General features: G+C 28.3%; 26 protein-coding genes, 1 pseudogene and 1 riboswitch. Of the genes and pseudogenes, 10 read left to right on the top strand and 17 right to left on the bottom strand.

All coding sequences use genetic code 11. The annotated features are described in order from the left end of the window. Nucleotides 1-48 precede the first annotated feature (48 nt). The 4 genes from ABXT61_RS02560 to ABXT61_RS02545 form a co-directional block, all read right to left on the bottom strand. Complete coding sequence (locus ABXT61_RS02560; protein WP_415315734.1) at nt 49-1,971, bottom strand: acyltransferase family protein; 1,923 nt, start codon at nt 1,969-1,971, stop codon at nt 49-51. A 43-nt stretch (nt 1,972-2,014) separates the two neighbouring features. Continuing rightward, nucleotides 2,015-3,010 carry a hypothetical protein gene (locus ABXT61_RS02555; protein ID WP_415315733.1) on the bottom strand — a complete coding sequence of 332 codons (996 nt, stop codon included), beginning with the start codon at nt 3,008-3,010 and terminating at the stop codon, nt 2,015-2,017. A 170-nt stretch (nt 3,011-3,180) separates the two neighbouring features. Further along, complete coding sequence (locus tag ABXT61_RS02550; RefSeq protein WP_415315732.1) at nt 3,181-3,582, bottom strand: gamma-glutamylcyclotransferase family protein; 402 nt, start codon at nt 3,580-3,582, stop codon at nt 3,181-3,183. 4 nt (nt 3,583-3,586) lie between these two features. Beyond that, a complete protein-coding gene (locus ABXT61_RS02545; RefSeq protein ID WP_415315731.1) occupies nt 3,587-4,336 on the bottom strand; it encodes a competence/damage-inducible protein A in 750 nt (249 codons plus the stop codon). A 21-nt stretch (nt 4,337-4,357) separates the two neighbouring features. Here ABXT61_RS02545 and sfsA point away from each other — a divergent pair, with 21 nt between their 5' ends. Further along, nucleotides 4,358-5,053 carry a DNA/RNA nuclease SfsA gene (sfsA, locus tag ABXT61_RS02540; protein ID WP_415315730.1) on the top strand — a complete coding sequence of 232 codons (696 nt, stop codon included), beginning with the start codon at nt 4,358-4,360 and terminating at the stop codon, nt 5,051-5,053. Nucleotides 5,054-5,181: 128 nt separating this feature from the next. Here sfsA and ABXT61_RS02535 read toward each other — a convergent pair whose 3' ends face one another. Beyond that, on the bottom strand, nt 5,182-7,107 hold the full coding sequence (locus ABXT61_RS02535) for a TonB-dependent receptor plug domain-containing protein (protein ID WP_415315729.1): 1,926 nt from the start codon (nt 7,105-7,107) through the stop codon (nt 5,182-5,184). Nucleotides 7,108-7,161: 54 nt separating this feature from the next. Next, nucleotides 7,162-7,290, bottom strand: a riboswitch (adenosylcobalamin-variant (AdoCbl-variant) riboswitch). Between the two features lie 130 nt (nt 7,291-7,420). On the opposite strand from ABXT61_RS02535, the gene ABXT61_RS02530 reads away from it, so the two are divergent. Further along, a complete protein-coding gene (locus tag ABXT61_RS02530) occupies nt 7,421-7,936 on the top strand; it encodes a DUF6580 family putative transport protein (RefSeq protein WP_415315728.1) in 516 nt (171 codons plus the stop codon). A 147-nt stretch (nt 7,937-8,083) separates the two neighbouring features. On the opposite strand, the gene ABXT61_RS02525 is transcribed toward ABXT61_RS02530, so the two are convergent. Genes ABXT61_RS02525 through ABXT61_RS02505 form a run of 5 tightly spaced genes read right to left on the bottom strand, consistent with a single transcriptional unit; the run spans nt 8,084 to nt 12,055 of the window. Continuing rightward, nucleotides 8,084-9,001 carry an NAD-dependent epimerase/dehydratase family protein gene (locus tag ABXT61_RS02525; RefSeq protein WP_415315727.1) on the bottom strand — a complete coding sequence of 306 codons (918 nt, stop codon included), beginning with the start codon at nt 8,999-9,001 and terminating at the stop codon, nt 8,084-8,086. Beyond that, complete coding sequence (locus ABXT61_RS02520) at nt 8,991-9,539, bottom strand: hypothetical protein (RefSeq protein WP_415315726.1); 549 nt, start codon at nt 9,537-9,539, stop codon at nt 8,991-8,993. The genes ABXT61_RS02525 and ABXT61_RS02520 overlap by 11 nt, the downstream gene beginning before the upstream one ends. Further along, nucleotides 9,529-9,696, bottom strand: coding sequence for a hypothetical protein (locus tag ABXT61_RS02515; RefSeq protein WP_415315725.1), 168 nt, complete (start codon nt 9,694-9,696; stop codon nt 9,529-9,531). The genes ABXT61_RS02520 and ABXT61_RS02515 overlap by 11 nt, the downstream gene beginning before the upstream one ends. After that, nucleotides 9,680-10,429, bottom strand: a complete 750-nt coding sequence (locus ABXT61_RS02510) for a 3-deoxy-manno-octulosonate cytidylyltransferase (RefSeq protein WP_415315724.1) — start codon at nt 10,427-10,429, stop codon at nt 9,680-9,682. The genes ABXT61_RS02515 and ABXT61_RS02510 overlap by 17 nt, the downstream gene beginning before the upstream one ends. Before the next feature lie 21 nt (nt 10,430-10,450). Next, nucleotides 10,451-12,055 carry an aldolase catalytic domain-containing protein gene (locus tag ABXT61_RS02505; protein ID WP_415315723.1) on the bottom strand — a complete coding sequence of 535 codons (1,605 nt, stop codon included), beginning with the start codon at nt 12,053-12,055 and terminating at the stop codon, nt 10,451-10,453. A 77-nt stretch (nt 12,056-12,132) separates the two neighbouring features. Here ABXT61_RS02505 and map point away from each other — a divergent pair, with 77 nt between their 5' ends. The 8 genes and pseudogenes from map to grxD all read left to right on the top strand — a co-directional run bounded on the left by map (nt 12,133) and on the right by grxD (nt 18,672). After that, nucleotides 12,133-12,903 (top strand): type I methionyl aminopeptidase, encoded by a 771-nt coding sequence (gene map / locus ABXT61_RS02500; protein WP_415315722.1) that lies wholly within the window; start codon nt 12,133-12,135, stop codon nt 12,901-12,903. Between the two features lie 3 nt (nt 12,904-12,906). After that, complete coding sequence (purB, locus tag ABXT61_RS02495) at nt 12,907-14,199, top strand: adenylosuccinate lyase (RefSeq protein ID WP_415315721.1); 1,293 nt, start codon at nt 12,907-12,909, stop codon at nt 14,197-14,199. Then, on the top strand, nt 14,199-14,981 hold the full coding sequence (gene purC / locus ABXT61_RS02490; RefSeq protein ID WP_415315720.1) for a phosphoribosylaminoimidazolesuccinocarboxamide synthase: 783 nt from the start codon (nt 14,199-14,201) through the stop codon (nt 14,979-14,981). The genes purB and purC overlap by 1 nt, the downstream gene beginning before the upstream one ends. Nucleotide 14,982: 1 nt before the next feature. After that, entirely contained in the window at nt 14,983-15,225 is a 243-nt protein-coding gene (gene purS, locus ABXT61_RS02485) for a phosphoribosylformylglycinamidine synthase subunit PurS (RefSeq protein ID WP_168606147.1), read from the top strand. Between the two features lie 6 nt (nt 15,226-15,231). Beyond that, complete coding sequence (purQ, locus tag ABXT61_RS02480) at nt 15,232-15,915, top strand: phosphoribosylformylglycinamidine synthase I (RefSeq protein WP_415315719.1); 684 nt, start codon at nt 15,232-15,234, stop codon at nt 15,913-15,915. Further along, nucleotides 15,915-18,107, top strand: a complete 2,193-nt coding sequence (purL, locus tag ABXT61_RS02475) for a phosphoribosylformylglycinamidine synthase subunit PurL (RefSeq protein WP_415315718.1) — start codon at nt 15,915-15,917, stop codon at nt 18,105-18,107. The genes purQ and purL overlap by 1 nt, the downstream gene beginning before the upstream one ends. A 1-nt stretch (nt 18,108) precedes the next feature. Next, a complete protein-coding gene (locus ABXT61_RS02470; RefSeq protein WP_271492586.1) occupies nt 18,109-18,339 on the top strand; it encodes a BolA/IbaG family iron-sulfur metabolism protein in 231 nt (76 codons plus the stop codon). Beyond that, a pseudogene (gene grxD / locus ABXT61_RS02465) lies at nt 18,339-18,672 on the top strand (Grx4 family monothiol glutaredoxin). Before ABXT61_RS02470 ends, grxD begins: the two are co-directional and overlap by 1 nt. A 4-nt stretch (nt 18,673-18,676) precedes the next feature. Here the strand turns inward: grxD and ABXT61_RS02460 are convergent. The 7 genes from ABXT61_RS02460 to ABXT61_RS02430 all read right to left on the bottom strand — a co-directional run bounded on the left by ABXT61_RS02460 (nt 18,677) and on the right by ABXT61_RS02430 (nt 26,536). Further along, on the bottom strand, nt 18,677-19,867 hold the full coding sequence (locus ABXT61_RS02460; protein WP_415315717.1) for a class I SAM-dependent methyltransferase: 1,191 nt from the start codon (nt 19,865-19,867) through the stop codon (nt 18,677-18,679). 136 nt (nt 19,868-20,003) lie between these two features. Continuing rightward, nucleotides 20,004-20,621 (bottom strand): 30S ribosomal protein S4, encoded by a 618-nt coding sequence (rpsD, locus tag ABXT61_RS02455; RefSeq protein ID WP_415277731.1) that lies wholly within the window; start codon nt 20,619-20,621, stop codon nt 20,004-20,006. A 40-nt stretch (nt 20,622-20,661) separates the two neighbouring features. Then, a complete protein-coding gene (locus tag ABXT61_RS02450) occupies nt 20,662-21,375 on the bottom strand; it encodes an RNA methyltransferase (protein WP_415315716.1) in 714 nt (237 codons plus the stop codon). Beyond that, a complete protein-coding gene (gene cimA, locus ABXT61_RS02445; RefSeq protein WP_415315715.1) occupies nt 21,375-22,976 on the bottom strand; it encodes a citramalate synthase in 1,602 nt (533 codons plus the stop codon). Before cimA ends, ABXT61_RS02450 begins: the two co-directional genes overlap by 1 nt. Beyond that, the gene (gene cysS / locus ABXT61_RS02440) at nt 22,973-24,334 is read right to left on the bottom strand and encodes a cysteine--tRNA ligase (RefSeq protein WP_415315714.1); all 1,362 of its coding nucleotides are present in this window, start codon (nt 24,332-24,334) and stop codon (nt 22,973-22,975) included. Before cysS ends, cimA begins: the two co-directional genes overlap by 4 nt. 45 nt (nt 24,335-24,379) lie before the next feature. Next, complete coding sequence (gene nadE / locus ABXT61_RS02435; protein WP_415315713.1) at nt 24,380-25,117, bottom strand: NAD(+) synthase; 738 nt, start codon at nt 25,115-25,117, stop codon at nt 24,380-24,382. Nucleotides 25,118-25,156: 39 nt separating this feature from the next. Further along, on the bottom strand, nt 25,157-26,536 hold the full coding sequence (locus ABXT61_RS02430) for a class II 3-deoxy-7-phosphoheptulonate synthase (RefSeq protein ID WP_415315712.1): 1,380 nt from the start codon (nt 26,534-26,536) through the stop codon (nt 25,157-25,159). Nucleotides 26,537-26,562: the final 26 nt, after the last annotated feature.

Here is a 26,562-nt window from a genome sequence, read left to right as displayed (position 1 = left end):
ATTTTCATTTGTTTAATTGTTTTTATTTATAACGCAACATCTTTTTGGTTACCTAGGTAAATTAGAGTTATCTAAAATAATATCTAAAAATTTATTTTTTGCTAGCATTTTGCCATAATAAATGAAACCCTGGTATGACCAATGATCTTGATCCCTGACTAATAGGTTATTTTGATCAATAACAGTACATTTTTTATTAGCACAAATTAAATCTTCAATGTTGAAAAAAATAAGATTTTGATTTGTAGTTTTTTTTTTAATTTCTTCATTAATATTCCTGACAACTGGGTTATGATTTATATACGCTAGATGATTTAAATCTTTATCAGATTTTATATATAATGTTGGTATATGAAAGAATCTAGGTTTTCGACCAACAATTATAATTTTATTTGTATTATAATTTTTTACAAATTTTTCAATTTCATCAAAGTTAATTTTTTTTGGCCACCTCGATGATAAAATAATAATATCAGAATTCTTTAAAACATCATATCCAGGTGGAAATAATTTAACCTTTTCTTTACAGTTGTGTGGAAATTTAAAAAAATTTTTAATAAATTGAGTAATTTTTTCGTATATGGCTACATCTTTAAAACAATAAAAATAGTCATAGCTTAAAAACTCCAAATCTAATTTAGAAAATTCATTATTTATGTTTAAAGAATTATAAAGGTCACCTGCATGACTATCACCCCAAATTAATACTTTAATTGGTTTATAATTATTGTTAAAATAATTTTTTTTAGTAACGCGAATTAAAGCATCCCTTTCAAAGTTTTCTATGATTTTCATTTCTTCTTTCATTTTTTTGATTGTATTTTGCTTGTTTTGACTCAGTTTGGTAAACTTATTTGTTGTAACAAAATAATTTGAAATTAAAATAATAGACAATAAACTTAAAATAAAAATTATTATCATTTTTTTTGTTGATACTATAAACCTATTATTAACTTTTTTCCTAAAGGGTAGCTCAATAAACTGATATGTAAAAAATGAAATAATTATTGTAACAAAAATTAGTAAAATTTTTTCCAGATCGTGCAAAGGTTCAAGTTTTATATATTTATATAAAGTAATTAATGGCCAATGAACTAGGTATAAGGAATAACTTATCTTACCAAAGAATATAAAAAATCTATTTATAAATATTTCCTTAAAAATGATTAATTTACCACCCGTAATTAATATTAGAGCAGCCCCCACACAAGGTACTAATGCATTAATTCCTGGGAAAATACTTTTTTCAGAAAAACCCACTGATGAAGATATTATTATCAGCATTCCAATAAAAAAATATGAATCGTTGGATTTAATTTTAACTTGATCTTTAATTAAATAGATTATTGAACCAATGGCAAACTCAAATAACCGAAATAAAGTAAAATAAAAATACCCAGTTGTTCTTTCAGAAAATATTGTAGATAAAAATAAACTTAGTAGAAAAATTAGTGAGACAAAAAATATAATTTTTTTTTTAAAAAGCTTAAAAATTGTAAATGTTATAATTGGCCAAATAATATAAAATTGTAGTTCTACCGATAAACTCCATGTATGTAATAACGGTTTGAAATATTTATTATAATCGAAATAACCAAACTCATACCAAAAAAAAAAATTTGAATATGCTGTGGCAGCAGAAATACCAGATTTTGTAATTCTATTAAAATGATCTGGACTAAGTACAAAATAACACAATATTATAACAATAAATATAGTTGAATATAATGCTGGAATAATTCTTCTAATTCTTCTTGTGCAAAACTCTATAAATGAAAATCTATTATTTCTGATATCTTTAATAACTAAATTTGTAATAAGATATCCACTAATTACAAAAAAAACATCAACGCCAATAAAACCACCTTTAACAATGAATAAATCAAAATGGAATAAAATTACTAAAAATACAGCTACAGCTCTTAGACAGTCAATTTCAGGTTTATAATCTATTATTGATGTTTTAGACATTGGTTAAATTTTTTTTAGTATTCTTTATATTTATAATACTATTTTATATTTTATAATGAAAAATTTTTATTATAAATAAAGTTAATTTATCTATTTTGATAAATGATAAAAATCTATTTCTATACTTAAACAAAATATATTTATGGAAAATATTTTTAATATTTTTTTTCTTAACTTTTGGATATTCAGGAAATTCTTCTAAATCGGCAACATTTGAGCCTCTCGAACAATCTGGAGTTTGATAACTTACTCTTAACATTATTCTATTTTCAGAATTACAAAATCCTCCTTTGTGGTATTTTGTAAAACTATCAATAAAAATTCCAGTTCCACTTTTGCCAATTAAAGCTCCAATATCTTGTTGATTATAGTGTTTTGAAAATTCCTCTAAAGTAACTTTATTTCTTTCCCCTGGGAGTGCATTTTTAATAACATTCTTAATTTTACAAAAAACTCCTAATCTATTTTTAGTTTTAAGAAAACTAAGTGGTCCATTATTCATATTAATGTCAGATATTGCTAAAAAAATATCCAAACTCTTGTATCCAAAATCATCTTTATGCCAAAGCTGTGCTCCTTGGGCTTTATCATTAGCTGGTATATTTAAGTAAACGGTTATTTTTTTTATAACAGGCAAAACTTTCAAATATTTGATTGCTGTAACTAAATTTTTTTCTGATAGTGCAAATTTCATTATTTCATCTTTAATATCGTCAGGTAATAGAGGGAACAAACCTATACGGTAATTATCAAATTGATTTTTTGAAGGGTCAATTTGTTTTTTTTTTAATTTTAGCTCTTCTATTAATTTATTAATAAAATCATCATTGATAACATTTTTTACTTTTTTTGCTATTTGTTGAAACTCAGGGCTGTCTTCTATTAATTGTGAAGATTCATATTTATTAATTTTATAAAAATTTTTTTTTTTAAATAAATAAATAAGAGCTAATAATCGTCCTTGAAAATTGATTATATAAACCCATATAAAATCAAATATTGGTATAAATAAAAATCTTAAAAATAAATACCAAAGCATAGTCTGTTTAATTAAAATTGATTTTAATTTTAGATTTTGAATAATTGAAGTCAAAGCTGCTATCTCCAGATTTAATAATTTATTACTTGAATAAACTCTCTTTTTTTTCTTATAAACTATTTTTCTTTGTAATTGAACTTTTTTTGTTAAAGAAAATATCTATATTTTCATTAAGCTTTTAATGCTTTTTTAAGAATACGATTATCTAAATTACAATCTTTATAACCTCTTTTTATAACATTTAAATAACGCTCTGTCGGATAAGCAAATAAAGTTTTTTTAACCATTGTGTAGGTCATTACCTTTTTACCATAATGACTAAAAAAATATTTTTTATATAAAATTGGATAGTCTTCATAAATATCTAGCTTTCTTTCATCACTTTTTGATATTTCAAATAAAGCTCCTGGTACAATTGAATTTTTTTTAGGTTCTATATCTGCTGCTCTATATTTGCTTCTAAAAGTTAATTTAAAATTACTTAAATTAATTTTCTTTAAAAAGGCACTGTCCTTACATCTTCTTTTCATTTGAAAATGATTTAAATTACTACCGTAAGCAAAATAAAGCATTTAACTATCTGACAACTACTTCTATTTTTTTTTGATTAACAAACTCTAATATTTTAGAACTACACTTATCAATTTTAAGTTGGTCTTCAGATCGTATTACTATTGATACACCTAGTTTGCCTGCTTGAAAAAAGGGATAACTTCCAATTTCAACATCCTTATTATCATCCTGGACACTACTTAAAGATTTCGCAATTTCACTTTCAACAGTTTTTAAACTTATTGTGTGGCTTAATATTGGGTCTCCCCCTATTATTTTATTTTTTAATCCTCCTAACATTGATTTTAAAATTGAAGGAACACCTGGTAAGCAAAAAACATTTTCAACATTAAATCCTGGTGCACCACTTGTTGGATTTAATATTAAATTAGCATTATGTGGCATCCATACCATTTTTTGTCTACCCTCATTAAACTCACCTACTTTGTAATAAGCTTCTAATATTTTAAAAGCTTCTTTGTGAATTTCATATTCAAGATTAAATGCTTTTGAAATAGATTGTGCAGTAATATCATCATGCGTTGGGCCAATGCCACCAGTGGTAAACACGTAATTATTAACCTTTCTTAAATGATTAACAGTATCTATAATTGTACTCTCTATATCGGGTATAACTCTCACTTCACTAACCTTAACACCAATTGAGTTTAACCATAGTGCGATTGTGCTAGTATTAGTGTCTTGTGTTCTTCCAGATAGGATTTCATTGCCAATAATAAGTATTGCAGCATTAAATTTTGTATTTTGATTCATTATTAAATATATAATTTAAATATGAAATTTACCAAACCTTTAATTAAAGGCAAACTTATCAAACGATATAAGAGATTTTTTACAGACGTTAAAATTGGTAAGAAAATTGTTACAGCACATTGTCCTAATACTGGGTCAATGAAGGGTTTATTAGATGAGGGGAATGAAGTTTTTATTTCTAAAAATGATGATCCTAAAAGAAAATTAAAATACACATTAGAAATTATTAAAGTTAAGAAAAAATTAGTAGGTGTTAATACTCATTTTGCAAATAAAATTGCTTATCATGGCTTATCAAATAACCTCATTAAGGAAGTTGTGAACAATGACCATATTAAACCCGAAGTTTTCTTCAACAAAGAGACAAGATTTGATTTTTTAATTGAAAAAGATAAACAAAAAATCTTTGTTGAAGTAAAAAATGTCACTTTATTTAGAGATAAAAAAATTGCTGAATTTCCAGATTCAGTTACTTCTAGAGGTTCTAAACATTTAAAAACCCTTATAGAGGCTCTTAAAAAAGGTTATAAATCTTATCTACTATTCTTAGTACAAATACATGGTGTTAATAATTTTAAAATAGCAAAAGATATTGATAAAGAGTATTATGAAAATTATTTACTTGCAAAAAAAGCAGGAGTTAAATTTTTAGCTTATCGTTGTAAGATAAGTTCAAAAAAAATAGAAATTGAAAAAAAATTAAAAATTCTTTCATAAATTTAAAGTTTTTTTGTAAATTTTAAATCAATTAAATTAGTTCTTCTTTCTATTATATGGCTACTGCTAGTGTGTAAATCACTCTCATGATTTATAGTGCAAATATCTAAACAGGTAGAATTTTACCCTTAATATTTCATGTTCAGACCAATGTTCATTGTTCTAGGCATTCCAGAATAATCTAGTGCGTTCTCATAATTTTTATCAAATACATTTTTAAGTGAGAAGTTAAATTTTAAACCTTCACCAATTTTATAAGAGCTTGCTAAATCAAGTAATAAATATTCATCAAGAATTTGATCTCTAAAACTATAATCTGTTCCACCATAATCTCTAGTTCGTCCTTTATATGTTAATAATAAAGAACTATTTAGATCTTTGTTAATTTGATAATTAATTTTTGAACTGATAGCATGTAAAGGCACACGAACCATTGCACTGTCAATAGGTCCATTGTTTAAATCAAGACAAGATGTATATCCAAAAGCATCTTTTTTTGGTTTATCACAATCCATACCTGAATAAGATTTTGTTAGAGTGTAATTAAACCCAATATTTAATTTTTTATTATCAGTCCAGTTTGTTGCTAACTCAATACCTTTACTTTTATTTTCTGCACCGGGTACATTATCTTGAAAAAAAGTGTTGTTTGATCCCATTATTGGATCTTCAACAAGAATATCAAAGTAAGTAATATTAAAACCTAGATCTAGAGTATTAAAATAAGTTTCATAGCCGATATCAAAACTTGTAGTCTTTTCAGCATTTATCATATCCGCAACTTGATTTGACCATCCATACTGACCAGATTCATATAAAGCTGGAAATAAAAAACCAGTTCCATAAGATGATCTAATCTTGCTATTACGACCTAAATCATAAGCTCCTGTAACTCTGTATGATTGTTCATCTCCAGCAGTAGTGTGTATATCGTTTCTACCTCCAATAGTTGCATAGATATTTTCATATGGTCTAAACTGATAATCTACATACTGAGAATGAATTTCTTCATCTGTTGTTTTTACAAGGCCTGGATCTGTTGGAAATTTTCCTTTAAAAAATTCTATATCTGATCCATAAACTATTTTATTATCTAAGTTAAAATTATATTCACCTAAGTAAGTAAACATATTCTTAAATCCCTCGTAAGTACTTTCTCTACCAGTATACTTAGTTATCATTCTTGATGTAGCAGATTTACTTATCCCAAAAGTATTCTTAAAGTTATTGTTAATATTTTTAAATTTAAAACTATAATGAGCCTCAAAGTTATCTGATGAATTTTTAGTATCATCTCTTCCAGCTGTGGGTTCATCATATTTTAAATAACTATCTTTTAAAGTTAAGGAATTTTCGATTGTATTATTTTCTGAAATTTTATAACCATAATTTGCTACTAGACTATTGTTTTCATAAGGATCGTCCTCAGTATCATTACTCATGGCTGAGATGCCATCAGTTGAATAATAATTAAAACCCATATAATAATTTTGTTTTTCGTTCGCTCCATCAATTGAATAAAAAACATCTTGCGTATTATTTTCACCTGCTCTTACAATAGCATCTTGATGCTTGCCTATTTTACCTTTTTTAGTAAAAATATTAATTGTTCCACCGACAGCACCATTCCCATATAGTGAGCTTTGGCTACCTTTCAAAATTTCAATTCTATCGATTGAATCTTTGAATAAACCCTCAGCATAAAATGCATTATCAGGGGCTGATGGGTCATACATTTTTACACCATCTATATAAATTGTTGAATAACGCTTAGGTAAACCTCTCATTTGAATACCAGCATTAGTTCCCTTTCCACCTAGCTGAAAAATATTTAATCCTTGTACTTCACTATCCAAAAGTTCTATTAAAGACGAGCCTGAAGAATTTTCAATTGTTTCAGAATCAATAATAGTTACTTGGCTACCAACTGAACTATATGACTGGGGAGTTTTTCCAGCTGAAATTACAATTATAGGAATTTCCTTTGAAAAAACTGATTTCGAAAATAAAATTATACATAAAAATACTAAAGACCTTAACATCATTTGACTCATCCATTTGTTAACTTCATAAAATATATGAAGCTAGTTAATTTAATGCCGATGCTAATTAAAATTGTAGAACTAGACTTTTCCTGGCCATTGTTCAACAGCGGACTATATTGGGTGGCACTCGGACTTTACCGTTGCAGGAACAGTTAATGATATAAACATTAATTCCCCACCAAGATTCAATACGATTAAATAATTAACTCTCTATGACTAAATGTCAATTGCTATTTTTAATGAAAAATAAAATAATATGGTCTTAGTGCTTGTGCCTTGTCTTAGTGCTTGTAATTTTTTTTCAATTCAATATAGTTTTTTTGTGAATTATTTAAAAATTAGTATAGGTATTTTTTTAGCATTAGCTGCTAGCCGTTTTATTCCTCATCCACCAAATTTTACTAGCTTAATGGCTTTAAGCTTTTATGTACCAGCATTATTAGGAATTAGATATTTGCCTGCATTAATACTCAGCTTTCTAATAACAGATTTATTTATTGGATTTCATGGTGTTACACTTTTTACTTGGGGTAGTGTTATTCTCATAGGATTATCTGCAAAATTTTTTCTTATAAGTAAACTAACTAGAATTATGGGTGCTTTGACAGGTGCTGTTATTTTCTTTGTAATCACTAACTTTGGTGTCTTCTCTCTAGGATCGTATGGCTACACAATTGAAGGATTAATGGCTTGTTACACACTTGCTCTACCATTTTTTGGTAGCACATTAGTATCTACTATTTTATTTTCAGCTATTATTGAAACTGCTCTAGGAAGTAAAATATTTCTAAAAAAGTTTTTTAGTTCAGATTTCAAAGTGTTGAAAACTTTAAGATAGCTAAAGATATTGATACAGAATATTATAAAATTATTTACTTGCAAAAAAACAGGTGTTAAATTTTTAGCATATCGTTGCCAGTTAAACCCTCAAGAAATTAAAATTGAAAAAAAACTTAAAATAGTTCAATAGTAAGCTAAGATTTGACTAAACTGTTTTTTTTAAACCAACTACAATTGACGTCATATTTTTTTTTATTTTAAAAAAGTTTTTAATTTTTTTGTTATTTCCATATATTCCTTTTTGATCACCTGGCGTACTTTTTATTACAGATATTTTAGGATTTTTATTCTTAATTTCAAAAATCTTTTTTATTAAATCTTTTACATATGTTTTTTTAGATGTGCATACATTAAATATATTATAACTTTTGTTTCTTATTGCCATGCACTTTTTAATTAAATAAACCACGTCATCAATAAAAATAAAATCTCTAAACCTGTTTAATTTTCCCTTAACTACAACTTTATTATTTTTATTAATTTGATTCAAATAAATTCCAACCATACCATGTTTTGTATTTTTTTTATCAGACCCAGGTCCATAGACATTAAATAACCGTAACACTACTTTTGTGGTATGTGGTAATGAATAAAACTTTATATATTCTTCAGATGTAAGTTTACTAATACCATAATAAGATATAGGAATAGTTTTATCTTTTTCTCTTACATTTTTATTTAAATCTCCATAAACGCACATGCTACTTGAAAAAATAAAATTCTTAATTTTTTTTTCTTTTACAAATTTCAATACATTTAAAGTAGATATTATATTTGAATTGGCATCACTAACAGGGTCATCAAATGAAGCTTCTACAGAACTTACTCCTGCTAAATGAACAACATAATCAAAACTATACTTCTTTAATTTTTCAAAAGTTGAAAAATTTTTACAGTTACCCTTAAATAAATGTACATTTTTGGGGAACTTTTTATTATATCCAGTTGAAAAATTATCAATAACAAAAATGTTAAACTTAGATTTACATAGTTCTTTAATTAGTGAAAATCCAATAAAGCCAGCCCCTCCTGTTATAAGGATATTTTTAAATTTATTTTTCATTTATTGTTTCCTTATTCCAGGTTTGAATTTCGGCATGTTTTGCAAAATTAATATCAGTCGTTATTAGTCTTGATAGATATTTTTTTTTTAAACTTAAAATTAATTTTCTATCAACAATAGATCTTTTATCATATCTGTTTTTATTATTATAAAGGTGAGTTCCTTTTGACATTCCAATTCCAGATATAACAATTTTACTTTCTGGGTGTTTTTTTAAGGCATATAAAATAGAGAAGAAGCCTGTAGATACACCATTTAATAATCCGTATCTAAAACATTTATACATATGTTTGAATTTATTCATAGTTTCATTTTCATAGTATGTTTCTTTGATTATAATATCTAAAATATTTTTTTTAAAAAAAAAAGATTGAAAAAATAAACCTCTATAATTTGTAAAGAAAGAATATTTGGTTGTATTTGGAAAATTATAATTTGATATATCTATTTTTCCCGATCTACAAATTAATTCTTCTGGTTTTGAATCTAGCACTCTCCGCTGCACTTCCATGTTTCTTTCAAATTCTTTACCACCCACAATAGAAATCAACCTCGATTTCAGGGTAAAATTTTTTATAATATGCGCCTATCTCGGATGCCCCATTTGCAGCATAAATGTTACTAACTTCAATTAAAGGAATTTTTGAATTTGGTTTTGAGCCAAATACCAATATGTATTTATCTTTTTCTAACATTTGATAATCTTTTTTTTAATATTTTTTCAGCTTTTCTAACATCTTCTACCTCATCAACAGCAACAGAAGAAGAGTTAAGCTTAATCATCTTAATCTTAATATCTAAATCAAAAAATCTTAAAATTTCTATATCTTCAGCTTCTTCAACCAGACCTTTTTTCTTTTTTAAATAAAACTTACTTAGTTCTTTTTTATTAAAAGCATAAATACAGACCTGTTTGAAGTAACTCGAATTTTTAACTTTTTTCTTATTGCCAGGTACAAGAGACCTTGACATGTAAATTAATTCTTTATTTTGATTGACTACAACTTTAGGTAAATTTGCACTAGATGGATTTTCATAACTATGAATTTTATCATAACCACAAATAACGTGATTGGGGTATTTTATTTTTGCATTAATAATTTTTTTTATATCATTAGGATTAATAGTTGGTTCGTCTCCCTGAACATTAACATAAATCTTTGATTTTATTTTTTTTGATGCTTCTGCGACTTTATCTGTGCCCGTTAGACATTTAGATGAAGTCATCAAAACTTTATATTTTGCTTTTTTTACTACTTTTGAAATTTTGTTATTATCTGTTGCAATATAAAGGTCTTTTTTATTAACCACTTCTGAACAAATGTCTGCAACGCGCAAGACCATTTCACGATTCAAAATCTTAACTAATGGTTTTCCTTTATAGCGACTTGATCCATATCTTGCTGGTATTATGATTACTTTTTTCATTTTTTGTCACTCCTACAAGTATTAAATACTTTTAATAAATCTTATTTTGTAGTTTGTGGGTGTTAAAGTATATAAGGCTTTTGCTTTATTTTCTAATCGATAATTTTGAAATAATTCATTCATTTGAAATTTTTTTGGACTATCTGAAGTATATCCATCCAAACCTGCTAGGAATATTTTTTTTGCTTGACCACTAGTACAAATTCCAAGCGCATAAGTGATTGCTAAAGAATTTGGCAAAACAGCATAGTTTTTTTCAAATTTAAACTTATTATTTTTGACCTGAAGACCAAAATTTAAAACATTTTTAAATTTAATCTTAGATTTTACATTTTTGGAAAAACTTGAATATGGAGTTATCAATTTGTTATTAAATTTTTTATATTTATTGATATCAGAAAGTAATCTTAGTGTGTGACAAACAATATGTGCATCAATATATTTTTCTGCAAATGGCTTTATTGCATTTAATACAAAAACAACAGGCTTATGTTTTGTGATAAATCCAATTAATTTTTTTTTGTATTTAATTGTAGATTGACCTGGGCCAATTATAAGAACATTTTTTTTATTAACTAACAGAGATGGTTTCCAATTACCTTTGTTTACCTTTTTGTAGAAGTTTTTTCCCAAGGTAATAAGTTCTTTGCTGTACTTTCTACCTCCAGCTGTACTTAAATATTTTAAATTTGAATAAATATCATCTGGTCCAAAACTATCGTTATTTAACATCTCTTGAACAAAACTTGGGTGTATAGAATGAAGTCCTGCAAAATAATAAAATGGATTTGATCCCCATTTATATTTTTCTTTGAGTGGTTCAAAATAATTTTTGATTAAATTTAATAATTGAACATAATTTTCACTTTTTTCATTTTTTCTTTTTAATTCTAGAATTAAATATTCTGTTTTTGTATTACCTGGTCCTCTACCCATTCCTGTAACTGTACAATCTATCCAATCAACATTATTGTTAATCGCTTCAAGTGAGTTCTCTAATGCTATTCCCATATTGTCGTGTGTGTGTATGCCTGTTCGTCCTTTCCAATTTAATCTGATATCTTTAATAATCTTTTTTGTTTTTGAAGCATTTAAACTTCCTAAACTATCTGCAAAATATAAAATGTCTGCTTTAGATTTTTTAACTTTTAAAACTGTATTTTGAATTTCTTTAGTTGACAATTCAGGTATCTGCATAATGTTTACACCAACTTGATATCCGGATTTCTTTAACCAATTTACTAATGGTATAATTGCTTGAACTTCATGATGATGACATGCAATTCTAACTACTGAAATTACTGAATTTTTTTTAGGTTGAAAAATACTTTTTGCTGAGGTTGTTATATCACTCTGATTTATAAAATCTGCTGCATTTACCATCACCCCAATTTTTAAACCTTTTGGAATTTTTAGACTTTTTAAAAAACTTTCTTCAGAATAAGCTGTGGGTCCTTTTGTTTTTACTTTGTCTATAAATCTAAAACCTATTTCAACACAATCTACTTTAATGATATCCATTACCCTTAGGTATTCGTTAATTAAATCTTTTTCAAAATACCAGTTATTGTAATAACCACCATCTCTTAGTGTGCAGTCTAAAATATTTAATTTATTTTTTTTCATAATTAAGATATAGAGTGTACTCTTCTATCAGAATTTATATAATTATTAACTGAGATATTTCAAAATAGATATTACATATGAATGAATATTCAGAAAAATTTGAAAAAATGCGAATTGCTGGCAATCTTGCAGCAAGAACTCTTGATATGCTTTCAGATTATATTAAACCAGGGGTGACTACAGAATTTATAGACAAGTTGGGTTATGAATTTATAAGAGATAATGGTGGATACTCAGCGCCTCTTTATTACAGGGGTTTTAAAAAATCATTATGTACATCTTTAAATCATGTTGTTTGTCATGGTATTCCCTCTGATAGAGTTTTAATTGAAGGTGATGCATTAAATGTTGATGTAACTGCTATAGTTGATGAACATTATGGTGATACTAGTAGAATGTTTTGTGCTGGGAAAACTCCAGTTAAGGTTAACAATTTAATTGATGCTACTTACGAGTCTATGATGAGAGCGATAAATTTATTAAAACCAGGATTGAAACTTGGTGACATTGGTTATGAAATACAATCTTTTGTAGAAAAAAAAGGTTATTCGGTTGTGAGAGATTTTTGTGGCCACGGAATTAGTACCACATTTCATGAACCACCAAATATTTTACATTATGGTAGAAAAAATACAGGTATGGAACTTAGACCTGGTATGACTTTTACAATTGAACCGATGATAAATACAGGTGAATGGGACGTAAAAATGTTAAAAGATGGCTGGACAGCAGTTACAAAAGATAAATCTTTATCAGCACAATTTGAGCATACTCTAGGTATTACTGAAAATGGTTATGAAATCTTTACGGAATCTGCTAAAGGTTATTCTAAGCCCCCTTACTTATAATTAATGATTGAACGATATTCTAGAAAACAGCTTACTGACATTTGGTCAGAAGAAAACAAATACCAAATTTGGCTTGATGTAGAGGTTGCAGCCGCTGAAGCCATGGAGAAATTAGGTCAAATTCCAAAGGGTGTGGCCTCTGTTGTTAGAAAAAAAACTAAAATTAACGTTAAAAGAATTCACCAAATCGAGAATAAAGTTAAGCATGATGTAATTGCTTTTTTAACATCTGTTACTGAAAAAGCAGGAATTAAAGCAAGATACCTTCATCAAGGAATGACATCATCAGATGTATTAGATACCAGTTTAAATATTCAATTAGTTCAATCAGGTAAGATTTTACTTGGAGATATTGATCAAATTTTAAAAGTTTTAAAGAAACAGGCAAAAAAATATAAGTACACTCCTTGCATGGGTAGAAGTCATGGAATCCATGCAGAGCCTATTACTTTTGGTCTAAAACTTGCTTCATTTTATGAGGAATTTAAAAGAAATAGAAAAAGATTAGTTGATGCTATTGATGAAATTTCAACATGTGCAATCTCAGGTGCAGTTGGTACATTTGCTAATATTAATTCTAATGTAGAAAAACATGTTGCTAAGAAACTTGGACTAAAAGTTGAGCCCATATCAACTCAAGTTATACCAAGAGATAGGCATGCTTTCTATTTTTCTATTCTTGGAATTATTGCAGGATCAGTTGAAAGAGTTGCAATTGAAATTAGACATTTACAAAGAACAGAAGTTTATGAAGTACAAGAATTTTTTTCAAAAGATCAAAAAGGTTCATCAGCAATGCCTCACAAAAAAAACCCAATACTAAGTGAAAACTTAACGGGACTTGCAAGAATGGTTAGAAGTGCAGTTATCCCTGCCCTAGAAAATATTGCACTATGGCATGAAAGAGATATTTCTCATTCAAGTGTTGAAAGAAATATTGGTCCTGATGCTAACATAACTTTAGATTTTGCTTTGGCTAGGCTGAGTAACATTTTAGACAAGATGATTGTTTATCCAAAGAAAATGATTGAGAATTTAAATATTACTAAAGGTTTAATTTTCTCACAAGAAGTAATGTTGGAATTAACAAAGACTGGATTAAGTCGTGAACAATCTTACAAAATGGTTCAAAACTATGCAAAAAAATGTTTTGCTGAAAACCTAAATTTATTTGATGTTATTTCAAATGATGAATTTATAATGGCTAAAATTTCTTTAAAAAAATTAAAGTCTATATTTAATTATTCATCACATTTTAAAAATGTAGATTTAATCTTTAGAAGAGTTTTTAGATAATGAAAAAAGGTAAAAAATTATACGAAGGTAAGGCTAAAATAATTTACGCAACATCCGATAAAAATATAGTTATCCAATATTTTAAAGATGATGCAACAGCTTTTAATAACTTAAAGAAATCAACCATTGAAGGTAAAGGTGTTTTAAACAATAGAATATCTGAACATATTTTATCCAACTTAACTCAAATTGGTATTAAAAATCATCTAATTAAAAGATTAAATATGAGAGAACAAATTATTAAATTAGTAGAGATTATTCCTATTGAATTTATTGTTCGTAATGTTGCAACAGGCTCTATTACTAAAAGACTGGGTATTGAAGACGGAACAGTTTTAAAGCAGCCTCTATTAGAATATTGTTTAAAAGATGACAATTTAGGTGATCCACTTATTGCTGAAGAACATATATTAGCTTTTGATTGGGCTACAAAATCTGAATTAGAAAAAGTAAAAAAAATGATTCTAAGGATTAATGACTTTATGATTGGTATGTTTAGAGGTGTTGGAATTAAACTGATTGATTTTAAACTTGAGTTTGGAAGACTTAAAGAAAATGGAAAAAATGAGGTTATTTTAGCTGATGAAATTAGTCCCGACACTTGTAGATTATGGGACAGTGTTACAGATAAAAAACTTGATAAAGACAGGTTTCGTAAAGACTTGGGTGATTTAATACCTGCTTACACTGAGGTTGCTAAAAGACTTGGTATTTTTCATGAGCAATCAAACTTAAGTGCTGTTAATGTTACAAAATTAAGATCAGTTAAAAAAAGAAAATAATATGAAAATATCTGTAGTTATAACTCTTAAGAAAGATGTTTTAGACCCACAAGGTAAAGTTATTCACCAAACATTAGATGGTATGGGATTTGAAGGTATCAATGAAGTAAGGCAAGGCAAATATTTTGAAATTGATACAAAAGAAAACGATAAGAAAAAAGCTGAAGCAAAAGTTGAAGAGATGTGTAAAAAACTTTTAGCAAATTTAGTAATAGAAGACTTTAAAATTATTGGATCACAATAATAAATAATGCATTCATCCGTAATAACCTTTCCTGGATCTAATTGTGACAGAGACATAGATGTCGCATTAAAAAAATTTGGCTTTAAAAACAAAATGGTTTGGCATGATGATGTTGAACTTCCAAAAAGTGATTTAGTAGTTTTACCAGGTGGTTTTTCGTATGGTGACTATCTTAGATGTGGGAGCATGGCCTCAAAATCAAAAATTATGAAATCTGTTATAAACTTTGCCCAAGGTGGTGGTAAAGTTATGGGTATCTGTAATGGTTTTCAAATTTTAGTTGAAACTGGTTTACTGCCAGGAGTTTTGCTTAGAAATAAATACTTAGAATTTATTTGCAAAAACGTTTTTGTAAAAGCTAACAATAAAGATAACTCTTATTTTAAAGATGATAAAAAAGACGTCTATGAGTTTCATATAGCTCATAATGAAGGTAATTACTTTTGCTCTAAGGAGCAAATTAAAGAAATTAACAATAATGATCAGATAGCTTTATTTTATTCAGATAAAAATGGAAATATTAATGAGCAATCTAATCCCAACGGTTCATTACAAAATATAGCCGGTATATTTAATAAGCAAAAAAATGTTATAGGGATGATGCCCCACCCTGAAAGAATGATAAACTCTGCCCTATCGGGTGAAGACGGTTCAATATTTTTTAAAAACTTAATTAATAATTTAAAATAATGATAGTTAACGAACAACTTGCAATTGATCATGGATTAAAAAAAGATGAATATAAAAAAATCTGTGATTTATTAAAAAGAGTTCCTAACATTACCGAACTAGGTATTTTCTCTGCAATGTGGAATGAGCATTGCTCTTATAAATCTTCAAGGTTTCATCTTAAAAACTTACCTACTAAAGGAAAAAATATAATTCAAGGACCTGGAGAGAATGCTGGTGTTATTGATATTGGTGATGATGATGCAATTGTGTTTAAAATCGAAAGTCATAATCACCCTTCATTTATTGAACCCTACCAAGGTGCAGCAACTGGTGTTGGTGGAATTATGAGAGATATATTTACAATGGGAGCAAGACCAATAGCTAATTTAAACTCAATTCATTTTGGCTCACCTCAGCACAAAAAAACTAAAAATTTATTACGTGGCGTTGTTCACGGTATAGGTGGATATGGTAATTGCATGGGCGTTCCAACGATTGCTGGCCAAACTAGTTTTGACGAGTCTTATAATGGTAATATTTTGGTAAATGCCATGACCTTAGGTCTTGTCAAAAAAGATAAGATTTTTTACTCGAAAGCTACAGGTTTAGGAAAGCCTGTAATATATGTTGGTTCAAAAACAGGAAGAGATGGAATTCATGGTGCTAGTATGGCGTCTGCTTCTTTTGATGATAAGATTGAAGAAAAAAAACCAACCGTTCAAGTTGGAGATCCCTTTGCTGAAAAACTATTATTGGAAGCCTGTTTAGAATTAATGGCAGGAGATTCTATAATAGCCATTCAAGATATGGGTGCTGCAGGATTAACTTCTTCAAGTATTGAGATGGCTTCAAAAGGAAATTTAGGAATTGAGATCGATTTAAATAAAGTTCCTTGTAGAGAAACAAACATGACACCTTATGAAATTATGTTATCAGAAAGCCAAGAACGAATGCTTATTGTTCTAGAGAATGGCAAAGAGGTAATGGCTAAAAAAATATTTGATAAATGGAATTTAGACTTTGCTGTAATTGGTAAAACTACAAAAAGTAAAAAAATTGAACTTTATTTTAATGAAGAAAAAGTAGCAGATATTCCTGTTAATACATTAGTTGAGAACTCCCCTATGTATAACCGGAAATGGAAAAAAGCTAAACTACCTAAAAGAATTAAAATTGAGAAAGAGCTATTTAAAACTCTAAAAGTTAAAAATGTTTTAAACAAAATATTATCCAATCCAAACATATGTAGCAAAGAATGGATTTGGCAACAATACGATCATACAGTTATGGGTGATACTATTCAAAAACCTGGGGGAGATGCTGGTGTAGTTAGAGTTCATGGTACCAATAAAGCTGTTGCTGCATCTGTTGATTCATCTGCTGTATATTGTTGGGCTCATCCTTTAAGCGGTGGAAAACAAATTGCTTGTGAAAGTTGGAGAAACTTAATTTCAGTTGGTGCAAAACCAATTGCTATTACTAACTGTTTAAATTTTGGTAGTCCTGAAAATGAAGAAAATATGGGTGAGTTTGTTGAGTGTGTTCAGGGTCTAGGCGAAGCAAGTGCTTACTTGGAATTCCCAGTTGTATCTGGAAATGTTTCTTTCTACAATCAAACTAAGGATATTGGTATTAAACCTACTCCTGTAATTGGGGGTGTTGGTTTAATTAAAGATTACCAAAACATGGTTACAATGGACTTAAAAAAAGTTGATAATATACTTTTAGTTATAGGTAAAACTGAAGGTCACCTGGATCAAAGCTTATTTGCAAGAGATATTTTAAATGAAAAAAATGGACCTCCTCCTGAAATTAATCTTTTTAATGAAAAGAATAATGGTGAAACAATATTAAAGCTTATTGATAAAAAATTTATTAAGTCAGCACATGATGTCTCTTTAGGAGGTGTAATTACAGCTCTTTCTAAAATGTGTATTAAAGGTAAAAAAGGTGTAACACTTAAAAAGCCAAATTACTTAATTAATCAGTTTGAATATTTATTTGGTGAAGACCAAGGAAGATATATTGTAGAAATTAGTAAAGATGATCTAGAAAATGTTACTAAGATACTTCAAGAAAACTCAGTATATTTTGATGAACTAGGATCAGTAAATGATGATAGTTTAATAATTGATGAAAAGACAAAAATATCAATTGACGATTTGATTAAATCACATACAAACTGGTTAACTAACTACATGGACAATTAAAATGGCAATGGATTTAAAAGAAATTGAAACACTGATTAAAGAAGCTTTGCCAGATGCTATAATAGAAATTCAAGACTTAGCGGGAGATAGCAATCACTACTCAGCAACAATTACTTCAAGTAAATTTTCTGGAAAAAGCAAAATTGAGCAACACAAGATGGTGTACAATTCTTTAAAAGGAAAAATGGGCAACGAACTACACGCATTAGCAATTAAAACAAAGGAGCAATAATGGACGATAACACAAAAAATTTAATTCAAAGTCATATTGATGCAAACGAAGTATGTTTATTTATGAAAGGAACACCAGATGCTCCTCAGTGTGGATTTTCTATGGCTGTATCAAACATGTTAAAAATTTTAGAAGTAAATTATAAGGGAATCAATGTTTTAGAAGTCTCAACCTTTAAGAGAAGGTATAAAAGAATTTAGTGACTGGCCTACTATTCCACAAGTTTACATTAAAGGTGAATTTGTTGGTGGCTGTGACATCGTTAAAGAAATGTATGAAAACGGGGAACTCAAGAAAGTACTTGAGGGTAAAGGAATTAATTTTAAGAAATAATCTATTACTTATAAATATAATCTCTAGTAGTGGGTGTTGAGATATAGTTTTTTGTTAGTTGGAATTGATAAACCACTTGGTCTCCCCATTTAAAAGCACTTTCACAACTAGCTAAATAAAACTCCCACATTCTAAAAAATTTTTCATCAAACATATTGATTATTTGGATTTTGTTTTTTATGCAATTTTCTTTCCAGTGTCTTAGAGTATGAGAATAATGTAATTTAAGAACCTCTATATCTGATATAATTAATCCAGCTTTCTCTATAGGTGTTACTACTTCACTTAGGCTAGGCGTGTAACCACCTGGAAAAATATACTTAGTTATCCATGGATGTGGGTCTCTAGGAGGATTAACTGAACCAATAGTATGCACCAAAGAAATACCATCATCATTAAGCAACTTATCAATTTGTTTAAAAAAATTTTTATAAAACTTCCTGCCCACATGCTCAAACATTCCAACACTTACAATTCTATCAAACTTTTCATCTAGCTGGCGGTAATCTATTAGTTTAAAGACAACTTGATTTTCCAAATTAAGCACTTTAGCCTTTTTAACACAATAGTTAAACTGATTTTCAGATAAAGTAATTCCAGTAACTTCACAATTTGTACTTTTTGCAATATCAATAGCTAAAGATCCCCAGCCACAACCTATATCAAGAACTTTTTGATTTGGCTTTATATTTAGTTTTTTTATTATGTGTTGTATTTTATTATTTTGAGCATCTTTTAAAGTATCATTTTCATTTTTAAAATATCCACACGAGTATTGTTTTTTAGGATCTAAAAATAAGCTGTATAAATCATCTGAAATATCATAATGATGAGCAACGTTCATTTTAGATTTTTTTACAAAATTAAAGTTTGTTAAATATCTATAAGAACCATAAAATTTATTTATCAACATACTAAAAAAATTTAACTCACCTCTTCCTACATTCTTAAGTGCTATATCTAAGAAATCAGTCAAACTTCCGTTCTCAATTTTTATATCTCCATTAGAATAAGCTTCACCAAAATATAAATCTGGACGAAAAAATAATTTATAATGCAACTTCTTATCTAAAATCTTAACTGTAATTGGAATATTATTTTTTGGTGTGCCTATTATATATTTATTTGAATTTGCATCGATTAATAAAAAACCATCTTTGTTGAATAATTTGTTTAAATATCTTGCTAGTAGCATTTAAAATTTCATAAAAAGTTTTTTCATGAGATAAATATATGCTGAAATTATACATAATTCACTCTGGATTATTTAGCTATTTTACTAGATTTTTAATAATAAAAATGAATAAAGTATTTTAAAAAATGAATTTTTATTATCTAGAGTAATATTCAATTACCAGATTAGGCTCCATCACAACTGGATAAGGAACTTCGTCAAACTTGGGTGTTCTAACGAAAGTAACTTTCTTATTTTTCTCATCTAGATGAATATATTCTGGAGTTTCTCTTTCTTTGTTTGCTAAAGCGATATCAATGAAAGCTAATTGTTTAGATTTATCTCTAATTTCAATTATGTCTTCTTCTTTAACCATATAGCTAGAAATATTAACTTTTTTACCATTAACTCTTACGTGACCATGGTTAATAAGTTGTCTTGCAGAAAATACTGTTGTTGAAAATCTTGCTCTATAAACTACTGAATCTAATCTTCTCTCAAGTAATCCAATTAAATTTTCACCAGTATCTCCTTTTAACATGGTAGCTTTCTTGTAAATATTTCTGAATTGTCTTTCGTTAATGTTACCGTAGTAACCTTTTAATTTTTGCTTAGCTTGTAGCTGAATTCCGTAATCAGATGGTTTTCCTTTTCTGCCTTGTCCGTGTTGTCCAGGACCGTAATCTCTTTTATTAAAAGGACTTTTAGGTCTTCCCCATAGGTTAATTTTTAACCTTCTATCTATTTTATGTTTAGCGCTTATTCTTTTTGTCATTTGATAAGAGGGTTTATAAACTTACTCATTATTTTGTCAATCAACCTTTTTTGGACAAGCTTGCGAATACACTCGATAAAATACGTGTTTCCTTCTCAGAAAGCTCCATTTTAGAAAAGATGCTTCTTAAGTTTTCGAGCATGATAGATCTCTTCTCTAAAGGCTTAAAAAAGTGTTTTTCCTCTAATTTTTTGATGCATAAGTTGGTCATTGCTTGAATATCTTTCTTACTAGCTACTTTTACTTTTTTTGATTTTGAGTACTTTGCACCCTTTAGATTAATGATACTTGCGACTGTATGAGCAATAATAATGACACTATGAGACAGGTTTAAAGATTTAAAATCAGGATTAGTTGGGATTTGCATAGTGTAATTAGCATAACTAATCTCATTATTAGATAAACCAGACGCTTCGGAGCCAAATAAAAAAGCTATCTTTTTATTAAAATCAATTTTTTTTAAATCTTCTAGATTGATGTGTTTAATGTTTTTATTTCTAAACCTTGCAGACGTTGCAATAACGTAATCTACTTTTTTTACAGCAGATTCTAATGTTTCATGTATTTTAGCATTAATAATTAGATCTTTTGCACCAACTGAGGTTGCTAGAATTTTATCATTTGGGAAAATTGGTTTTGGTTTAATAATAACTAACTTTTTAAAGTTAAAGTTTTTAACAGCCCTAGCACAAGCTCCAATATTTTCAGATAATTGAGGTTGATGTAAAATAAATGAAATATTATTAAATGACATTAAAGACTTGCTGGAGCTTTATCTTTAAACAATTTATAATCTAAGCTATCAACCAATGCTTTAAATGAAGCGTCAATTATATTTGCTGAGACACCAATAGTGAACCAGTTTTTACCTTTTGAATCAGTGCTTTCTATTGAAACTCTAGTGATCGCTTCAGTACCTGTATTTAAAATTCTAACTTTATAATCTACTAATTTAAGATCTTTTAAATATTTTGAGTATTTGTTTAATCGATCCACGTTTTGTCTAATAGCATTATCTAATGCGTTAACAGGACCATTTCCTTCACCCGTACACATAATTTTTTCACCATCAACTTCGAGCTGTGCTTTAGCAGAAGAAATAATCACACCTGATGAATCTTTTTTGACAGAAACATCGTATTCTTTAATCAATATATATCTTGGTATTTTACCAATAATCCTTCTAGCTAATAATTCAAATGATGCATCAGCACCGTCATAACTGTAACCAATAAATTCTCTATCTTTCACTTCGTCTAAAAGTTTTTTAATTTTAGGATCACTCTCTTCTATTTCAATACCAATAGTTTTTAATCTTGAAATTATATTAGATTTTCCAGACTGATCAGAAACTACAATATTTCTAGAGTTTCCAACTTCTTCAGGATCAATATGCTCATATGTTTTTGGATCTTTTTGAACAGCTGATACATGAAGACCACCTTTATGGGAAAAAGCAGCAGCACCAACGTATGGAAGATGTTTGTTGGGTTTTCTGTTTAAAATTTCGTCTAATAATCTGGAGCATTGGGTTAAGTTTTTAATATTGTCTGGTTTAATTTTTAATTGAAACTTAGAAGAAAAATCATCTTTTAAAAAAAATGTTGGAATTAATGACATTAAATTAGCATTACCACATCTTTCACCTAAACCATTGATGGTTCCTTGTACTTGTCTAACACCAGCCCAAACTGCAGCTAAAGAATTAGCAACTGCATTACCTGTATCGTTGTGTGCATGTATGCCTAAATTTTTTCCAGGTATAGTTTTGGAAACTTCAGTTACTATTTTTGTAACCTCATGAGGTAAGGTTCCTCCATTAGTATCACATAAAACAATCCATCTTGCACCTTCATCAAATGCTGCTTTAAGGCATGATAAAGCATAATTTTGATTAGCTTTGTAGCCATCAAAAAAATGTTCTGCATCAAACATGAACTCTTTATTCTCTTTAACAAAATGTTTTGCTGTCTCTTTTATATTTTCTAAGTTTTCTTCATTAGAAATGCCAAGGGCTATATCAACATGAAAATCCCAAGACTTTCCCACAATACAAACTGCTGGCGTGTTTGAATTTAAAAGTGCTGATAGTCCTGGATCGTTATCTGCACTACGACCAGTTCTTTTTGTCATACCAAAAGATGTTAGTTTAGCATTATTAAATGAATGTTTTTTCTGAAAAAATTCAGTATCTGTAGGGTTTGCTCCTGGCCATCCGCCTTCAATATAATCAACACCTAAATTATCTAATGCTGAGGCAATTTTTATTTTATCGTCTATAGAAAAATCTACACCTTGTGTTTGTGCACCATCTCTTAACGTTGTATCAAATATAAAAAGTTGTTCTTTACTCATTTAAGTTTCCAAATTGTTTTACCATCTTTGTCTTCTATTAAAACCCCTTTATCTAAAAGCTTATTTCTAATGATATCAGCCTCTTTATAATTCTTGTCTTCTCTTGCTTTATTTCGAAGTTCAATCATTTTTAAAATATCATCTTCATTGATGGATGATTTTTTCTTTTTAAATTCAATCCATTCTTCTTTTGTTTTATTTAAAATACCAATAAAATTACAAGCTAATACAAATAAGCTTTTCTTCTCATTATTTCCCTTTAAAGCTTTCTCATAAAGTTGATGTAAATTTGCAATGTAGCCAGGTGTATTCAAATCATCATATAACGGAGATAAAATATCTTCATCTAAAACTGTCTTATCATTTACAGGTAAATAAACTTCGTACCATTTATCAATAGTGTTTTTGCAATCATCTAAGAGCTTTTCGTTCCAGTCTAATGGTTGTTTGTAGTGAGCACTTATAAGAGCAAGTTTTAAAACTTGTCCATCAACATTATCTTTAAAATCTTTAATCTTAAGTATGTTGCCAGTTGATTTAGCCATTTTTTCATTGGACATAGTAATAAATGCATTATGGATCCAATAATTAGCAAAAACTTTAGTATCATTAGCACATCTTGATTGTGCAATTTCATTTTCATGATGAGGGAAAATCAAATCAATTCCTCCACCGTGTATATCAAATACGTCTCCCAAATATTTCTTAGACATTGCAGAACATTCCAAATGCCAACCAGGTCTTCCTTTGCCCCAGGGTGAATCCCAAGAAGGCTCATCATCTTTAGAGGGTTTCCATAAAACAAAGTCTTCTGATTTTTTTTTGTTCTCCGAAACTTCAACTCTAGATCCTGCAATTAAATCTTCTAATTTTTTATTCGATAGTTTTCCATAATCTTCAAATTTACTGACTTCAAAATAAACATGGTTGTTTGCCTCGTAGGCAAAATCTTTTTCTATTAAAGATGATATCATTTTAATCATAAGATCAATATGATCTGTAGCTTTTGGTTGCTGTGTTGGGTTATCTAAGTTTAAATAATTACAATCATCATTAAAATCTTTAATAACACTGTTTGTTAGTTCAGATATTGAAACATTTTTTTCTTTTGCTGATTTAATTATTTTATCATCAACATCAGTAATATTTCTTGTATAATTTATTTTATCATGCCCATATTTTGATTTTAAAACTTTGTACAAAATATCAAAAACAACAAGAGGTCTAGCGTTACCAATATGTGGGTTGTCATAAACTGTTGGACCACAAACATACATTCCAATGTTTTCTTTATCTAATGGAACAAATTTTTCTTTTTTGTTACTTAGATTGTTTGTTAAAAAAATATCCTTATTCATTATCTTAGAATTATACTTTAATTATAGATTTGTTAATCTTTAAGATTAGTTGGGAATCTTGCAAACTGGGATTGGTTCCATTTTATGCAAGTTCATCTTTCTTATTTTTTCGTATTTTCCACGATTTATTGAATTAATATTATTCATGGCCTCTTCTAATTCTTCGTATTTAAGACCTAACTGACCTTCGTCGGTTCTGCCATCATCCCATAGTCCATCTGTTGGAGCAGCATCAATTATCTCTTGGAGGATGTTAATTGATTTTCCTATTTCCCATACTTCTGATTTATTACAATCTGCAATTGGAGAAATATCCACTCCACCATCTCCATATTTTGTGTAAAATCCAACACCAAAATCTTCAACTTTATTTCCAGTACCAACTACAATACCTTTGTTTGCAGCAGCTATTTGATAAAGAGTAGTCATTCTAATTCTTGCTCTAGAATTTGCCATTCCAAGTTCACTATCAAAATTAGATAACGTACTCTCAAATGTTTCAAATAATTTATTTAAATTTAGTGTGTGTGCTTCAACATTATCAAAATTTTTAACAAGCCATTCTTGATGTTTTAAACTTAAATCATGCTGTGATGATTTTTGTTTAATAGGCATTGATAAAACAATAGTTTTTATACCCGTCATTGCACTTAAGGTACTTGATACAGAAGAATCTATTCCTCCAGAAATTCCAATAACTAAAGATTGAGCCTTACTTGGCATCTTTTCCACATAATCTTTGATCCAATTACTTATAAATTGTGCTTTTTCTAATGGTTTCATTATTTAAAATTTAAACAAAATTGTATTTAATACAATGCTTTAAGATGCCGCTTTAATATTTTTTTTAGAATATGCCGCATTTTTTTTAATCTCATCAGAAATTAAAAAAGCTAACTCTAATGCTTGGTTAGCGTTAAGTCTTGGATCACAATGAGTGTGGTAACGGCTAGATAAATCTTGATCAGATATTTTCTGAGCACCACCTGTACATTCAGTAACGTCTTGACCAGTCATTTCAATGTGTAATCCACCTGCATAACTTCCTTCACTTTGGTGGCATTCAAAAACATTTTTTACTTCTTTTACAACACTACTAAAAGGTCTTGTTTTAAATCCAGTTGTAGCTTTAATTGTATTTCCATGACAAGGATCACATGACCATATTACATTTAAACCTTCTTTTTTAATTGCTCTAATTAATTTTGGTAAAAATTTAGAAACATTCTCGTGCCCAAATCTAGAAATTAAAGTTATTTTACCTTTTTCATTTGTTGGATTAATCTTATTACAAAGATTTATTAAGTCTTCAGCTTTTAATGTTGGTCCACATTTAATTCCAATTGGATTTTCAATTCCTCTACAGAATTCAACATGTCCACCATCTAATTGTCTGGTTCTATCTCCAATCCAAACAAAGTGCGCTGAGGTATCATGATATTCACCTGTAGTAGAATCTACTCTTGTCATAGCTTGCTCAAATGGAAGAAGTAAAGCTTCATGCGAAGTCCAAAAATTTACTGTTTTTAATCTTCTATTAAAATCAGAATTAATTCCACATGCATCCATGAATGCTAGGGCATCTGTTATTCTGTCTTCTAACTCTTTAAATCTTTTGCCTGCAGGTGTTTTTTTAATAAAACTTAAATTCCAAGTATGTACTTTTTTAAGGTCAGCAAAACCACCGTGCGAGAAAGCTCTTATAAGGTTAAGTGTAGATGCAGACTGAGAATAAGCTTTGAAAAGTCTTTTTGGGTCTGGAACTCTTGATTTTTCATTAAATTCCATTCCATTAATATTATCTCCTAAATAACTAGGTAATTCAACACCATCAATATTTTCAACAGGAGAACTTCTTGGTTTTGAAAATTGGCCAGCAATTCTTCCAAGTTTAATAACTGGTAATGAAGCAGAGTAAGTAAGTACAAGTGACATTTGAAGTATTAACTTAAATGTATCTCTAATATTGTCAGGGTGAAATTCTGCAAAACTTTCTGCACAATCTCCACCTTGTAATAAAAAAGCTTTTCCATCAACAACATCTGCAAGTTGTTCTTTTAAGTGTCTTGTCTCACCAGCAAAAACTAATGGAGGAAAATTTTTAATTTTACTTAAAACACCATCAAAATCTTTTTGATCGGGATACTCCGGAATGTGTTTTACAGGATAATTTCTCCAACTATTTATTTTCCAATTTTTCATATTCAACCTAGAGGTGTTGTAGCAGA

The organism is Candidatus Pelagibacter sp. Uisw_137 (genome assembly GCF_047720245.1).
In the GTDB taxonomy this organism is placed as follows: domain Bacteria; phylum Pseudomonadota; class Alphaproteobacteria; order Pelagibacterales; family Pelagibacteraceae; genus Pelagibacter.
This window is presented reverse-complemented; position numbering and strand designations above follow the sequence as displayed.

Bases quoted from the DNA above. Each gene is read 5' to 3' on its own strand.
- ABXT61_RS02550 (WP_415315732.1), bottom strand. From the start codon at position 3,582: ATGCTTTATTTTGCTTACGGTAGTAATTTAAATCATTTTCAAATGAAA.
- map (WP_415315722.1), top strand. From the start codon at position 12,133: ATGAATGAATATTCAGAAAAATTTGAAAAAATGCGAATTGCTGGCAAT.
- sfsA (WP_415315730.1), top strand. From the start codon at position 4,358: ATGAAATTTACCAAACCTTTAATTAAAGGCAAACTTATCAAACGATAT.
- rpsD (WP_415277731.1), bottom strand. From the start codon at position 20,621: ATGACAAAAAGAATAAGCGCTAAACATAAAATAGATAGAAGGTTAAAA.
- ABXT61_RS02470 (WP_271492586.1), top strand. From the start codon at position 18,109: ATGGCAATGGATTTAAAAGAAATTGAAACACTGATTAAAGAAGCTTTG.
- ABXT61_RS02505 (WP_415315723.1), bottom strand. From the start codon at position 12,055: ATGAAAAAAAATAAATTAAATATTTTAGACTGCACACTAAGAGATGGT.
- ABXT61_RS02560 (WP_415315734.1), bottom strand. From the start codon at position 1,971: ATGTCTAAAACATCAATAATAGATTATAAACCTGAAATTGACTGTCTA.
- cimA (WP_415315715.1), bottom strand. From the start codon at position 22,976: ATGAGTAAAGAACAACTTTTTATATTTGATACAACGTTAAGAGATGGT.
- ABXT61_RS02525 (WP_415315727.1), bottom strand. From the start codon at position 9,001: ATGAAAAATAAATTTAAAAATATCCTTATAACAGGAGGGGCTGGCTTT.
- ABXT61_RS02515 (WP_415315725.1), bottom strand. From the start codon at position 9,696: ATGTTAGAAAAAGATAAATACATATTGGTATTTGGCTCAAAACCAAAT.
- cysS (WP_415315714.1), bottom strand. From the start codon at position 24,334: ATGAATAAGGATATTTTTTTAACAAACAATCTAAGTAACAAAAAAGAA.
- ABXT61_RS02555 (WP_415315733.1), bottom strand. From the start codon at position 3,010: ATGCTTTGGTATTTATTTTTAAGATTTTTATTTATACCAATATTTGAT.
- nadE (WP_415315713.1), bottom strand. From the start codon at position 25,117: ATGAAACCATTAGAAAAAGCACAATTTATAAGTAATTGGATCAAAGAT.
- ABXT61_RS02535 (WP_415315729.1), bottom strand. From the start codon at position 7,107: ATGAGTCAAATGATGTTAAGGTCTTTAGTATTTTTATGTATAATTTTA.
- purC (WP_415315720.1), top strand. From the start codon at position 14,199: ATGAAAAAAGGTAAAAAATTATACGAAGGTAAGGCTAAAATAATTTAC.
- ABXT61_RS02430 (WP_415315712.1), bottom strand. From the start codon at position 26,536: ATGAAAAATTGGAAAATAAATAGTTGGAGAAATTATCCTGTAAAACAC.
- purS (WP_168606147.1), top strand. From the start codon at position 14,983: ATGAAAATATCTGTAGTTATAACTCTTAAGAAAGATGTTTTAGACCCA.
- purQ (WP_415315719.1), top strand. From the start codon at position 15,232: ATGCATTCATCCGTAATAACCTTTCCTGGATCTAATTGTGACAGAGAC.
- ABXT61_RS02510 (WP_415315724.1), bottom strand. From the start codon at position 10,429: ATGAAAAAAGTAATCATAATACCAGCAAGATATGGATCAAGTCGCTAT.
- purL (WP_415315718.1), top strand. From the start codon at position 15,915: ATGATAGTTAACGAACAACTTGCAATTGATCATGGATTAAAAAAAGAT.
- ABXT61_RS02450 (WP_415315716.1), bottom strand. From the start codon at position 21,375: ATGTCATTTAATAATATTTCATTTATTTTACATCAACCTCAATTATCT.
- ABXT61_RS02545 (WP_415315731.1), bottom strand. From the start codon at position 4,336: ATGAATCAAAATACAAAATTTAATGCTGCAATACTTATTATTGGCAAT.
- purB (WP_415315721.1), top strand. From the start codon at position 12,907: ATGATTGAACGATATTCTAGAAAACAGCTTACTGACATTTGGTCAGAA.
- ABXT61_RS02460 (WP_415315717.1), bottom strand. From the start codon at position 19,867: ATGCTACTAGCAAGATATTTAAACAAATTATTCAACAAAGATGGTTTT.